The organism is Sphingomonas sp. (assembly GCF_013812825.1).
Taxonomy (GTDB): Bacteria; Pseudomonadota; Alphaproteobacteria; order Sphingomonadales; family Sphingomonadaceae; genus Sphingomicrobium.
Genome location: NZ_JACCSU010000011.1, coordinates 1 through 11,328, shown reverse-complemented (window position 1 = coordinate 11,328; position 11,328 = coordinate 1). Strand labels below are relative to the sequence as shown.

The following is an 11,328-nucleotide window of genomic DNA, read 5'->3' as shown; positions in this document are numbered from 1 at the left end:
CGCGGCGAGCGCGCGAGGCAGACGCTCGCCGAGCTCGTCGCTGCGCTGAGCGGCCGGCGCGAACAAGGTCTCGGGCCTCGGCCAGCGGCAGACGGTCAGATCGAGGCGCTCGCGGGCGCGGTCGGCTCGGGAGCCCAGGCAGTGCGCGGCCCGGCCGCCGAGGTCGGCGAGCTGGGCGAACAGCTCGGCGCGGACCGGAACCGCGAGCTCGGCGGCGGCGGTCGGAGTAGGAGCGCGCAAGTCGGCGGCGTGGTCGATCAGCGTTGTGTCGGTCTCATGGCCGACCGCCGAGATCAACGGGATCGGCGATTCCGCGGCCGCTCGCACCACCTCCTCCTCGTTGAACGCCCACAAATCCTCGATCGAGCCGCCGCCACGGGCGACGATCAGCAGATCCGGTCGCCGGGCGAGATCGGCAAAGCCGCGAATGGCCGACGCGATCTTGCCCGCCGCGCCTTCGCCCTGGACGGGAACCGGCCAGACGATGACGTGCGTCGGGCAGCGGGCCTCGAGCCGGTGAAGGATGTCGCGGATGACCGCGCCGGTCGGCGAGGTCAAGACCCCGATGAGCTGCGGCAGGAACGGCAGCTTGCGCTTGCGGGCCGAGTCGAACAGCCCCTGCTCGGCGAGCGCTTTTCGACGGCGCTCGAGGAGCGCCATCAGGGCGCCCTCCCCGGCCAGCTCGAGCCGATCGATGACGATCTGGTATTTCGAACGGCCGACGTAGGTGGTGAGCCGGCCGGTGGCGATGACCTCGGCGCCGTCCTCGGGGCGGAATGCGAGAGCGGCCGCCTGGCCGCGCCAGATCACCGCATCGATGCACGCCGAGTCGTCCTTCAGGGTAAAATAGCAATGGCCCGACGCATGGCGCTTGAAGCCCGAAATCTCGCCGCGCACGCGAACCCGGTCGAACGCCGTTTCGATCGTCCGCTTCAGGGCTCCGGACAGCTCGCTGACGGTCAGCGGCGGCGAATTGTCGCCGGCCGCCACCTCGGCTAACAGGCCGGCGCTCAGTTGCTCGGAGCTGTCGTCTGCCGTGTCGTCGGGGAGGTCCATGAACATCCTGCTGTTGGGTTCGGGCGGCCGCGAAGATGCGCTCGCCTGGCGCCTGAGGCAATCGCCAAGCTGCGGCGAGCTGATCGCCGCGCCCGGCAATCCCGGCATCGGACGCTGGGCCGAGTGCGTCGCCGTCGACCCGATGGACGCGCGCGCGGTGACCGAGCTGTCGCGCAGCCGTTCGATCGGCCTGGTGGTGATCGGGCCCGAGGCGCCGCTGGTTGCGGGCGTCGGCGATGCGCTGCGCGCGGCTGGCCTGGCGGTGTTCGGACCGAGCGCCGCCGCCGCCCGGCTCGAAGGATCGAAAGGCTTCACCAAGGATCTGTGCAAGGCGAACTCGATCCCGACCGCCGACTACGAGCGCGTCGAGACCCTCGCCGAAGCGCGCGCAGCGCTCGACCGGTTCGGAACACCGGTGGTGATCAAGGCCGACGGGCTCGCCGCCGGCAAGGGAGTGACGGTCGCAATGACCCTGGCCGAAGCCGAGGCTGCTGTGGACGCCGCGGGCGACGGGCCGCTGGTGATCGAGGAGTTTCTCGACGGCGAGGAGGCCAGCCTGTTTGCACTGGTCGACGGCGAGACCGCGGTGCCGCTCGCTTCGGCGCAGGACCATAAGCGCGTCGGCGAGGGCGATACCGGCCCCAACACCGGCGGCATGGGCGCCTACAGCCCGGCGCCGGTGCTGACGTCCGAGCTCGAAGCCCAGGCGATGGACGAGATCGTGCGGCCGACGGCGCGGGCGATGGCAGCGGCCGGAACGCCGTTTTCGGGCGTGCTCTACGCGGGCCTGATGCTGTCCCGCGAGGGGCCCAGGCTGATCGAATATAATGTCCGCTTCGGCGACCCCGAGTGCGAGGCGATCATGCCGCTGATCGAAGGCGATCTCGCCGAGCTGCTGCATTGCGTGGCGACCGGCCGGCTGGCGCAAATCGAACCGCCGCGGCTGTCGGGGCGGCATTCGGTCACGGTGATCGTCGCCGCGCGCGGCTATCCGGGAGCCGCGGCGAGCGGCGGCGCGATCCGGGCGATCGAGGCGGCCGAGCGGGTCGAGGGAGTGACCGTGTTCCACGCCGGAACGGCGAGCAGCAGCGGCGGCGAGCTGATCGCCAAGGGCGGGCGGGTGCTCGCCGTGACCGCGGTCGCCGAGACGTTCGCCAACGCCCGCGCCCGCGCCTACCGGGCGGTCGACGCGATCGACTTCGCCGACGGTTTCCACCGCCGCGACATCGGCTGGCGAGAGCTGGAGCGGGCGTCGTGAACCGCAACCTGATCCTCGCGCTCGGTGTCGCCGCGGTGCTCGCGGAAACCGCTCTGTGGCACGGTCCGCTGGGCGCCGGCGACGAGCTTTCGGCCAAGATCGAGACAGCCGTCCGGGCCGAGCTCAAGCGGCAGGAGATGGGCGCGGTGAGCGCGAGGCTCGAGCGCCAGCCGCTGCGCAGGCAGCTGGTCCTGTCCGGTCCCGCCGACGATTTCCAGCAGCGCGAGCTGGTCCGGATCCTGGATGCAATCCCGGGCGTGTCGAGCGTTCATTGGGCGACTCCGCCGAGCCTCGCCGCCGAGCAGGTCCGATGATCCCGATGATCGTCGAGGCCTGCGCGATGTCGCTGACCGGCTTCCTGGTCGGGCTTCTGACCGCTTATCTGGTCGAGCTTCGGCGACGAGCCAATGCCGAGTGGAGTTGGGGATGATTGAACTGTTCGGAGAGTATTGGCCGGCGATCCTGGTCGCGCTGGTCATCGGCCTGGTCGTCGGCTTCCTGATCTTCCGGCCGCGCCAGCGGGTCCGGCTGACCGACAGCGCGCCGCTGCGCCCGCACATGGCGAGGAGCCGGGATTCCAAAAGGCAAGCGCACGACATCGCCTCCGAGGCCGCAGCGGCGGCGTCCGACGTGTCGGGCGAGATCATCGGCGCCCCGGTTCACAAGCATCTTTCCAACGGCCCTTCCGCCGACGATTTCCAGCGCATCAAGGGCGTCGGCCCGCGGCTGGCGGACATGCTTCGCGCTCGCGGCTTCACCCGCTTCGAGCAGCTCGCGCATTTGACCCCGCAGGAGATCGACATGATCGACGAGCAACTGGGTCCGTTCCGGGGCCGGCTCCGCCGCGACCGGATCGTCGAGCAGGCCAGCTATCTCGCGCGCGGCGACGTCGACGGATTCGAGCAGCAGTTCGGCAAGCTGTAGGCCGGTCAGCCGACGCTTTCGACCTTGGCGTCGCGCTTCCTGGCCTTGGTGCGCGAGGCGAGCAATTTGTCGATCTTGCGGCCGTCCATGTCGACGATCTCGAACGACCAGCCGTCGAACTTGAAGCGCTCGCCGGTGTCGGGGAGGTGCTTGAGGACCGACAGCGCGAAGCCGGCAGCGGTCGAGAAATCGCGCTCCTCGGGCAGGCGCACTCCCAATCGGTCGCTGAGCAGGTCGGCGCTCGCCGCACCCGACACCAGCCAGCTTCCGTCCTCGCGCTCAACCAGTGGCGGATGCTCGTCGTCCTCGATGTCGTGCGCGAAAGCGCCGGCCAGGGCGGCGAGGATGCTTCCGGGAGTGACGATGCCGTCGAAGTGGCCGTACTCGTCGTGGACCAAGGCGAGCGGGACGTCGGCGGCGCGAAGCACCGCGAGTGCATCCATCGCGTCCATCAGATCGGGGATCACCGGCGCCGACCGGCACAGCGACTGAAGCTCGAGCGGCTGGCCGTCGAGCGCCCGAGTCAACAGGTCGCGCGCCTGGATCACTCCGATGATATTGTCGACCGAGCCGTCGGCGACCGGGATCCGGCTGTGCGGAATCTCGCGCAGCGCGGTGCGGATCTCGTCTCCGGTCGCGTGGACGTCGATCCAGTCGACCTCGATCCGCGGAGTCATCACCTCGCGCACCGGCCGGTCGGCGAGCCGGACGATTCCGGAGATGATCGCGCGCTCGCTTTCCTCGAGAACGCCGGCGGTCTGGGCCTCGGCGACCACCAGATGCAATTCCTCGGCGGTGACCTGGTTGCGGGATTCGCGGTCGAGCCCGAGCGCCTTGAAGATCAGCGCGCTGGTCGTGTCGAGCAGCCATACGAACGGCGCGGTGATCTTCGACAGCCAGTCGAGCGGCCGGGCCATGATCGCGGCGATCGGTTCGGGCGAGCGCAAGGCGAATTGCTTGGGGACGATCTCGCCGATGACCAGCGACGCATAGGTGACGACGACGATGACGATCGCAAAGCCGACGGTGCTGGCGGTCGTCGCTTCCATGCCGAGCAATTCGAGCCGCTGCGCGACCGGTACGCCCAAGGTCGCTCCCGAATAAGCGCCGGCGAGGATTCCGACCAGCGTGATTCCGATTTGCACCGTCGACAGGAAGCGGCCCGGCTCGGAGGCGAGCTCGAGCGCCCGCCGCGCGCCGGAGCTTCCGGATTTGACCATCGCCTTCAGCCGCGCCTCGCGCGAGGAGACGATCGCCAGCTCGCTCATCGACAGAACGCCGTTGAGGGCGATCAAAGCGAGGATGAAGACCAGGTCGAGCCAGGGAAATGGAAGCAGGGGATCGCTCATGGGCGGAGCGGCGATTTAGCCTTCATCTGGGGTCGACCACAAGCGCGCGGTCGATTCACCTTCGGAACCACCAGTGATGGTTACCGGTTTCAAGCCCATTAGCGGACATTCGCAAGGGGAATCATCAATGCGCCTTATTCGCACCCTCGTGGCGCTGATGATCAGCGGACCCTTGCTGGCCACCGCCGGATGCGGCCTGGGCCCCTTTGCTCCACCACCCCCGCCGCCGCCGCCGGCGCCGGCGATCGTTGTCCCGGTGGTACCCGCTTATGTGCACGCCGACCTGATCGGGGGACGTGCGGCGCGGGTCAAAAAGGCGCGCGCGGCAGGCATCCGGCCGCTCACCAACATCGACGCCTGGGATTATGTGCAACGGCAGGAAATCGAGCTTCGCCGCCAGACCGCGGGGACCGGGGTCGACGTCATCCGTTCCGGCGAACTGCTGTTGCTGCGACTGCCGGCCAGCGGCACCTTCGACGTCGGCAGCTCGGAGATCAAGCCGCAGGCCCTGTCGACCGTGTCCGAGATCGGAATGACCCTGAAAACGTTCAACCGGAGCCTGGTCGACGTGCTCGGCCACACCGATGCCACGGGAACCCCGGCGTCCAATCTCGCGCTGTCGCAAAAGCGCGCCGAATCGGTGGCCAGGCAGTTGCGGGCGCGGGGCGTGTCGGCCGCCCGGATCGCAACCCGCGGGTTTGGGGCCAACCACCCGATTTCCGATAATGTGACCGAAGCCGGGCGGGCTCTGAACCGCCGCGTCGAGATCAAGGTGGTGCCGCTGCGCTAGCGGCTCCAAACTAGCGTCTGGCGAGGAAGAAATCGCGCAGCTGGGCAGCCGCCTCGGCCTCGCCGATTCCGCCCAGCACGTCGGGCCGGTGGTGGCAGGTCGGCTGGGCGAAAATCCTGGCGCCGTGAATCACCCCGCCGCCCTTGGGATCCTCGGCGCCAAAGCGCAGCGCGGCGATGCGGGCGTTGGCCATCGCCGCCGCGCACATCGCGCACGGCTCCAGGCTCACCCAGACCGTGCACTGGTCGAGACGGGGACTGCCGAGCCGCTCGGCCGCCGCGCGGATCGCCACCATCTCCGCATGCGCCGTCGGGTCGATCTCGCCGAGCATCGAATTGCGCGCTTCGGCGATGATTTGATCGCCGACGGTCACCACCGCTCCCACCGGGACCTCGCCGGCCTCGGCGGCCTCGGCGGCGAGGTCTAGCGCTCGGCGCATCGGCGGCGGTAGCGGAAAGCTCATGGCGGGCGGCTAGCGCAGGCTGGCCGCGCTGTCAGCCGTGCCGTTTTTACATCTGGTTGACGGGAGCGGCCTGGTTCCCGGCGGGAGCGGCAGCGGTGTCGTTGGCGGGCGGGTTCACCCGGAGCTCGGGCACCTTGACGTTGGCGTCGCGGGTGCCGACCGAGACCGAGCCGGTCTCGACGTCGAACGCGGGGGCCTGCCCGCCGCTCGCGGTCACTCCGCTGCGGTTCGCATCGATGTCCGGAGCCCTGGCGCCGCGCACCTGGCTGATGTCGAGGAAGCCGCTGGCGATCGCGATGATGATCGCGACCACGGCCAGGATGAGGACAAGGAGGATTGCTCGCATGCGCTTTCTCCTGACTGCGCGTTGCTCCAACGCAAACTTTGCTTCGACGCAACTGGTGGGATAACGCAAAACGGCTGCCGAGTTTCCCCCTGTCGCAAGTTGACGCACCTGGCGCAAGCGGCTAACGGGCCGCTCTTTCCGGGCGCCTGGCGCGCTCGGTAAATCAGGCCAAATCCGGCAAATCAGGATTGAAACACCATGTCGCGGGTATGCGAGCTGACCGGCAAGGGCCGGCAGGTGGGCAACAATGTTTCCCACGCCAACAACAAGACCAAGCGGACCTTTCTGCCCAATTTGCAGAATGTGACCTTGATCTCCGATGCGCTCGGGCAAAGCGTCAAGCTGCGGGTTTCGACCCACGGCCTGCGCTCGGTCGAGCATGTCGGCGGGCTCGACAATTGGCTGACCAAGACCAGCGATGACAAGCTGTCGGTCAAGGCGCGCAAACTGAAGCGCGCGATCGCCAAGAAGGCGAAAGAGGCCACCGCCTAAGCAACCGCGGCCGGCGAGCTTCGTTGGCCGCCGATGGATTTGGTCGAAGTCGTGCCGCTCCGATGGCGCGACGATCCCATCGCTGAAGTGGATTTCCCCGGCAGCAAGCTGGTCATCCGCCACGGCATCGGCTCCGGCCTGTCGAGGGATCGGAGCGGGGGCGAATTTGTCTGGGCGATCGCCGACCGCGGCCCCAACCTGGAGCTCAGGACGGCGATCGACGACTACGGCTGGCAGGCACCGGAAAGCTGCCGGGGCGAAGCCGATGCCAAGCTGATGCCGCGCCTCGAGCTGGGGCCATATCTCGCCAGGCTGCGGATCCACGGCGAGCAAGTCGAGCTGGACGGGATCGTCCGGCTGACCGATGCCCGCGGCACGCAAATCCCCGGCTGCCCGGTCCCCGACGGCGATCATTTCCAGTGCGAACCCGCGTTTGACTTCGACGGCCGGCCGATCCCGCCCGACCCGCTCGGAATGGACACGGAAGGCATCGCCGCGCTGTCCGACGGCGGGTTTTGGGTCGGCGAGGAATATGGCCCGTCACTGGTCCAGGTCGCCCCGAGCGGCCGGGTCGTTCGGCGCCTCGTCCCGAAGGGATCGGCGATTGCCCACGCCGATCATGTCGAGGAGGCGCTTCCGGCGCTTGCCGCTCGGCGGCATCTCAACCGCGGCTTCGAAGCGGTCGCGGCGTCGCCGTCGGAGGACCGGCTGTTCCTCGCCTTCCAAAGTCCGCTATCCCACCCCGACAAGACTGCCTTCGAGCGGGCCCGGCATGTGCGGCTGTGGGAGCTGGATCGCGACGGCCGGGTCCTGGCCCAATATCTCTACCCGTTCGACGAGCCCGACACGTTCGTGCGCGACGTGGAAAAGAAAAAGCTCGGTTGGAAGGACCTGAAGATTTGCGAGTTGACCGCGGTCGGCGAGCGCTCGCTGCTGGTGCTCGAGCGCAGCACCGAAACCTGCAAAATCTATCGGATCGAGCTTGCCGACGAGCTGCGCGTGCCCGCCGCGCATCTCGACGTCGACACCCGCCCGACGATCGAGGAGCTGAGCGCGATGGACGGCCCGTTCGACTTGCCCGTCCTCGCCAAACAGCTCTTGTTCACGAGCGACGACCATCCCGAAGTGAGCGCGGACATCGAGGGAATGACCCCGCTGTCGGAACGAAGCCTGCTTCTAGTCAGCGACAATGACTTCGGCGTTCAAGACAAGGCGACGCGCTTTTTCCGATTGAGCTTTGCATCGCCGCTTGGCGGTTGAAGCGCGCAAACCTACGGCTTCTCGCCCCAGTAGCGCAGCAGATTCTGCTGCACGAGCTGCAGCCGGTTGAAATTCTCCGGGTCCATTTTCAGCCCCTCGAGCGCCGCGACCTCATTCAGCTCGAATAGGAGATTGCGCCGGAACGGGTCCTGGATCCGGCTCTGGATGAAGGTGATCGCGACCAGTCGTTCGCCCTTGGTGACGGGCTCGACCTGGTGCAGCGTGTCGGATGGGTAGACGATCGCCTCTCCGGGCTGCAGCTTGAAAGTCAGGTCGGCATCGCCGATCCGGATGTGCAGCTCGCCGCCATCATAATCCTTCGGGTCGTTCAGGAAGATGGTGCAGCTCAAGTCGCTTCGGATAGTCGCTCCGGGCAGCTGGATGAACGCCGCGTCGGCATGCGCCCCGTAGCGCATCGAGGGCCGGTAGCGGGTCATCATCGGCGGCGCCATCGCCACCGGAAAGGCGAACTCGCGAAATTCCTCGCTGCGCGCCATCGCCTGCTTCAGGAGCTCCGAGCTCTTCTGATAGGCGGCCGCGTCATGCAGCTGTTCATTGGCCTTGGCGGTGTTGTGCGGGTTGCTGATGCGGCCGTCGACGAACGGGGCAGCGGCCGCGATCTTGCGGCACTGCTCGACCTCGGCATCGGTCAGGATTTGCAGCACACGGTACATCGCGCCGCTTCTATTGGCGCGGCGGCGGCCAGTCGAGGGCGATGAGCAAGGTCCGCAGCGGCGGCTGGAAATTGTCGTCGGTCATCAGCCACAGCCGCAGCGTTCCTTCGGCACGACGCTCGACCGCGAGCGCCTCGACATTGTCGAATGGACCGAGCGGCAGCGCGATTCGGCGCCCGAAGCGGTAGCCCGAGCCGGACTTTTCCAGCGACACCAGCGCATTGCGGAAGCCAAACGGAGTCACTCGGCGCTCGACCGCGATATAGCGCTCGGCGCCGAGCGCGGCCGCCTCCGAGATGGCGCCGCCCGCACTGCCGATGGCGATCGACCGCGCTCGAGCTCCGGTAATTCGAAGCAGACGGTCGCCATCCTCGTGGAGCAGCAGGAGCGCGGCGCCGTCGGCGACCACCCCTTCGATGCCGCGATTGACGCGCCAGCCGCGCCGGCCGAGGTCGATTCGCTGGAGCGCGCGGCCGAAGGCCGGGTCGAACAGCCACAACTCGTGGCGGTTTTCGAAGGCGACCCACCAGCCGCGGCCGGCGGGATCGCGGACCAGCGCCTCGGAATCGCGATGGCTCTTGAACCGGCCGGTTCCGGGGCCGTCGGGAAGCTCGCCGATGCGGGCGTCCTTCTCGCGCGGCCGGAAGCGGATCAGCGCTCCGGCGTCGGTCAGAGCGAGCAATTGCCCGCCCTCGATCGCCAGCGACGAGACGCCGCCGAAGCGCGGGTCGGTGCTGGTCAGCCGCCACGCTCCCGCCAGCCGCAGTGGAGCGAACGCGCGTGCATCGAGGCGCACCGGCCGGGACTCGATCCGAGCGGCTCGCCAGCCAAGCTCTTCGCGGTCCGCAAGCCGGGCGAGCAGGAGGTCGAACGAGGCGATCGCCGCGAGCAGGACCAGCGCCGCGGCGAGCCGCCGATTCCTGAACTTTGGCTGCATTCGCCGTTCAGGGTTCATTGGCTGCGAATCACGCATAACACCTTCAAGGTACGGGGTTTTCCCCTTTCCCCGTCCCGATTTTGATTCCCTCGCGTCGCGTAACGAGGGGGGCCCGGCGCGAGAAATTGCGCCGGGCCCATTTTTTTGTGCCCAGCCCCGCTCAGCCGGTTTCGAACAGTCCCGCCAATTGCTCGATCATCGCCCCGGCCAGCTGGTCGGCGTCCATGATCGTCACCGCCCGGTCGTAATAGCGAGTGACGTCGTGGCCGATGCCGATGGCGATCAGCTCGACCGGCGAGCGCCGCTCGATCCACTCGATCACCTGGCGCAGGTGGCGCTCGAGATAGGTGCCGCCGTTGGCCGACGCGGTCGAATCGTCGACCGGGGCGCCGTCGGAGATGACCATCAGGATGCGCCGCTCCTCGGGCCGAGCGATCAGCCGGTGGTGGGCCCACAGCAGCGCCTCCCCGTCGATATTTTCCTTGAGCAGCCCCTCGCGCATCATCAGGCCGAGGTTGCGGCGCGCGTGCCGGTACGGCTCGTCGGCGCGCTTGTAGACGATGTGCCGAAGGTCGTTGAGCCGGCCCGGGTTCCCGGGTCGTCCCTCGGCCAGCCAGGCTTCGCGGCACTGTCCCCCTTTCCACGCGCGGGTCGTGAAGCCGAGGACTTCGGTCGCGACCCCGCAGCGCTCGAGGGTCCGGGCGAGAATGTCGGCGCAGATCGCGGCGATGGCGATCGGCCGTCCGCGCATCGAGCCCGAATTGTCGATGAGGACGCTGACGATCGTGTCGCGAAACTCCATGTCGCGCTCGATCTTGTAGCTCAGCGAATGGGCCGGGTTGACGATCACCCGGGCCAGCCGCGCCGCGTCGAGCATCCCTTCTTCCTGATCGAACTCCCAGCTTCGCGACTGCTGCGCCATCAGCCGCCGCTGAAGACGGTTGGCGAGCCGGGTGACGACGCTTTGCGAGCTTGCCATCTGCTGGTCGAGATAAGCGCGCAGCCGCCCGAGCTCCTCGACGTCGCACAGGTCCTCGGCCTCGACGATCTCGTCGAAGCGGGTGGTGAACGCGCGGTAGTCGGTCTCCGGAGCCAGCTCCCAGTTGCGCCGGCCGGCCGCGGCCTGGGCGCTATCGTTGATGTCGTCGTCGCGAGACGCATCCTGGTCGCCGAGCTCGAGGTCGTCCGATCCCTGCTCCTGGTCCTCGCCGTCGTCGGCTTCCTCGCCGCGGCGCTCCATGTCGCCTCCGGAAGGAGCGCCCTCGTCGCCTTCCTCATTGGCATCGTCGGAACCGCCGTCCTCGGGATCGTCGCCGTCGTCGCCTTTTTCCGGGTCCTGCTCGGACGGGTCCTCGGCCGCCGCCAGGTCGAGGTCTTCGAGCAGCCGCCGCGCCAGCCGGGCGAACGCCGCCTGGTCGTCGACGGTCAGCGCCAGCGCGTCGAGCTCGGCGGCGGCCTTGTCCTCGATCCATGGGGCGAGCAGCTTCAGGCCGGACAGCGCGGCCTTGGGCGGGGCTTCGCCGGTCAGGCGCTCGCGGGCGATCAGGCCGACCGCGGTCGCCAGCGGCACCTCGGCCGCGTTGCGCGCGCGAGTGATCGAATCGCCGCGTACGCGGGCTTCGGTCAGCTCCGACAAATTGGCCTTCACCCCGCCCATCGAGCGCGCCCCGAGCGCCTCGACGCGCGCCGTCTCGAGCGCATCGAACACCGAGCGCGCCTCGACATCCATCGGCACGTGGGACGCGTGCAGCCTGGCGTCGTGGTGGCGGAGCCTGAGAG

General features: G+C 68.4%; 13 protein-coding genes. 6 read left to right on the top strand and 7 right to left on the bottom strand.

All coding sequences use genetic code 11. The features are described 5' to 3' along the window. Positions 1 to 1,062: exodeoxyribonuclease VII large subunit (xseA, locus tag H0T81_RS01155; protein ID WP_294008982.1), on the bottom strand; the 1,062-nt coding region annotated here is incomplete at its 3' end. Between xseA and purD the strand changes: the two genes are divergently transcribed. From purD to H0T81_RS01140, 3 genes are all read left to right on the top strand, one after another. After that, complete coding sequence (gene purD / locus H0T81_RS01150) at positions 1,055 to 2,314, top strand: phosphoribosylamine--glycine ligase (protein ID WP_294008981.1); 1,260 nt, start codon at positions 1,055 to 1,057, stop codon at positions 2,312 to 2,314. The genes xseA and purD overlap by 8 nt on opposite strands. Next, a complete protein-coding gene (locus tag H0T81_RS01145) occupies positions 2,311 to 2,628 on the top strand; it encodes a hypothetical protein (RefSeq protein ID WP_294008980.1) in 318 nt (105 codons plus the stop codon). Before purD ends, H0T81_RS01145 begins: the two co-directional genes overlap by 4 nt. Before the next feature lie 112 nt (positions 2,629 to 2,740). Next, positions 2,741 to 3,238: a hypothetical protein gene (locus tag H0T81_RS01140; protein ID WP_294008979.1), complete on the top strand. Its 498-nt coding sequence runs from the start codon at positions 2,741 to 2,743 to the stop codon at positions 3,236 to 3,238. A gap of 5 nt (positions 3,239 to 3,243) precedes the next feature. Here H0T81_RS01140 and H0T81_RS01135 read toward each other — a convergent pair whose 3' ends face one another. Then, positions 3,244 to 4,587 carry a hemolysin family protein gene (locus tag H0T81_RS01135; RefSeq protein WP_294008978.1) on the bottom strand — a complete coding sequence of 448 codons (1,344 nt, stop codon included), beginning with the start codon at positions 4,585 to 4,587 and terminating at the stop codon, positions 3,244 to 3,246. A gap of 127 nt (positions 4,588 to 4,714) precedes the next feature. On the opposite strand from H0T81_RS01135, the gene H0T81_RS01130 reads away from it, so the two are divergent. Beyond that, positions 4,715 to 5,377, top strand: coding sequence for an OmpA family protein (locus H0T81_RS01130; RefSeq protein WP_294008977.1), 663 nt, complete (start codon positions 4,715 to 4,717; stop codon positions 5,375 to 5,377). Positions 5,378 to 5,387: 10 nt separating this feature from the next. On the opposite strand, the gene H0T81_RS01125 is transcribed toward H0T81_RS01130, so the two are convergent. Both H0T81_RS01125 and H0T81_RS01120 read right to left on the bottom strand, forming a co-directional pair. After that, entirely contained in the window at positions 5,388 to 5,816 is a 429-nt protein-coding gene (locus H0T81_RS01125; RefSeq protein WP_294008976.1) for a nucleoside deaminase, read from the bottom strand. A 70-nt stretch (positions 5,817 to 5,886) separates the two neighbouring features. Beyond that, positions 5,887 to 6,186: a hypothetical protein gene (locus tag H0T81_RS01120; RefSeq protein WP_294008975.1), complete on the bottom strand. Its 300-nt coding sequence runs from the start codon at positions 6,184 to 6,186 to the stop codon at positions 5,887 to 5,889. 198 nt (positions 6,187 to 6,384) lie between these two features. Here H0T81_RS01120 and rpmB point away from each other — a divergent pair, with 198 nt between their 5' ends. Together rpmB and H0T81_RS01110 are read left to right on the top strand one after the other, a co-directional pair. Further along, positions 6,385 to 6,678 carry a 50S ribosomal protein L28 gene (gene rpmB / locus H0T81_RS01115; protein ID WP_294008974.1) on the top strand — a complete coding sequence of 98 codons (294 nt, stop codon included), beginning with the start codon at positions 6,385 to 6,387 and terminating at the stop codon, positions 6,676 to 6,678. A gap of 33 nt (positions 6,679 to 6,711) precedes the next feature. Beyond that, entirely contained in the window at positions 6,712 to 7,938 is a 1,227-nt protein-coding gene (locus H0T81_RS01110) for an esterase-like activity of phytase family protein (RefSeq protein WP_294008973.1), read from the top strand. An 11-nt stretch (positions 7,939 to 7,949) separates the two neighbouring features. Here H0T81_RS01110 and H0T81_RS01105 read toward each other — a convergent pair whose 3' ends face one another. The 3 genes from H0T81_RS01105 to cobT form a co-directional block, all read right to left on the bottom strand. Next, a complete protein-coding gene (locus H0T81_RS01105) occupies positions 7,950 to 8,612 on the bottom strand; it encodes a Fe2+-dependent dioxygenase (protein ID WP_294008971.1) in 663 nt (220 codons plus the stop codon). A 10-nt stretch (positions 8,613 to 8,622) separates the two neighbouring features. Next, positions 8,623 to 9,549, bottom strand: coding sequence for an esterase-like activity of phytase family protein (locus H0T81_RS01100; protein WP_294008969.1), 927 nt, complete (start codon positions 9,547 to 9,549; stop codon positions 8,623 to 8,625). 160 nt (positions 9,550 to 9,709) lie between these two features. Then, positions 9,710 to 11,328 (bottom strand): cobaltochelatase subunit CobT (gene cobT, locus H0T81_RS01095; protein ID WP_294008967.1); only part of this gene is annotated, 1,619 nt, incomplete at its 5' end.

What these genes read in the sequence shown, in the direction of transcription:
- purD (WP_294008981.1), top strand. Translation starts at nt 1,055, where the DNA reads ATGAACATCCTGCTGTTGGGTTCGGGCGGCCGCGAAGATGCGCTCGCC.
- H0T81_RS01140 (WP_294008979.1), top strand. Translation starts at nt 2,741, where the DNA reads ATGATTGAACTGTTCGGAGAGTATTGGCCGGCGATCCTGGTCGCGCTG.
- H0T81_RS01135 (WP_294008978.1), bottom strand. Translation starts at nt 4,587, where the DNA reads ATGAGCGATCCCCTGCTTCCATTTCCCTGGCTCGACCTGGTCTTCATC.
- H0T81_RS01130 (WP_294008977.1), top strand. Translation starts at nt 4,715, where the DNA reads ATGCGCCTTATTCGCACCCTCGTGGCGCTGATGATCAGCGGACCCTTG.
- H0T81_RS01125 (WP_294008976.1), bottom strand. Translation starts at nt 5,816, where the DNA reads ATGCGCCGAGCGCTAGACCTCGCCGCCGAGGCCGCCGAGGCCGGCGAG.
- H0T81_RS01120 (WP_294008975.1), bottom strand. Translation starts at nt 6,186, where the DNA reads ATGCGAGCAATCCTCCTTGTCCTCATCCTGGCCGTGGTCGCGATCATC.
- rpmB (WP_294008974.1), top strand. Translation starts at nt 6,385, where the DNA reads ATGTCGCGGGTATGCGAGCTGACCGGCAAGGGCCGGCAGGTGGGCAAC.
- H0T81_RS01110 (WP_294008973.1), top strand. Translation starts at nt 6,712, where the DNA reads ATGGATTTGGTCGAAGTCGTGCCGCTCCGATGGCGCGACGATCCCATC.
- H0T81_RS01105 (WP_294008971.1), bottom strand. Translation starts at nt 8,612, where the DNA reads ATGTACCGTGTGCTGCAAATCCTGACCGATGCCGAGGTCGAGCAGTGC.
- H0T81_RS01100 (WP_294008969.1), bottom strand. Translation starts at nt 9,549, where the DNA reads ATGCAGCCAAAGTTCAGGAATCGGCGGCTCGCCGCGGCGCTGGTCCTG.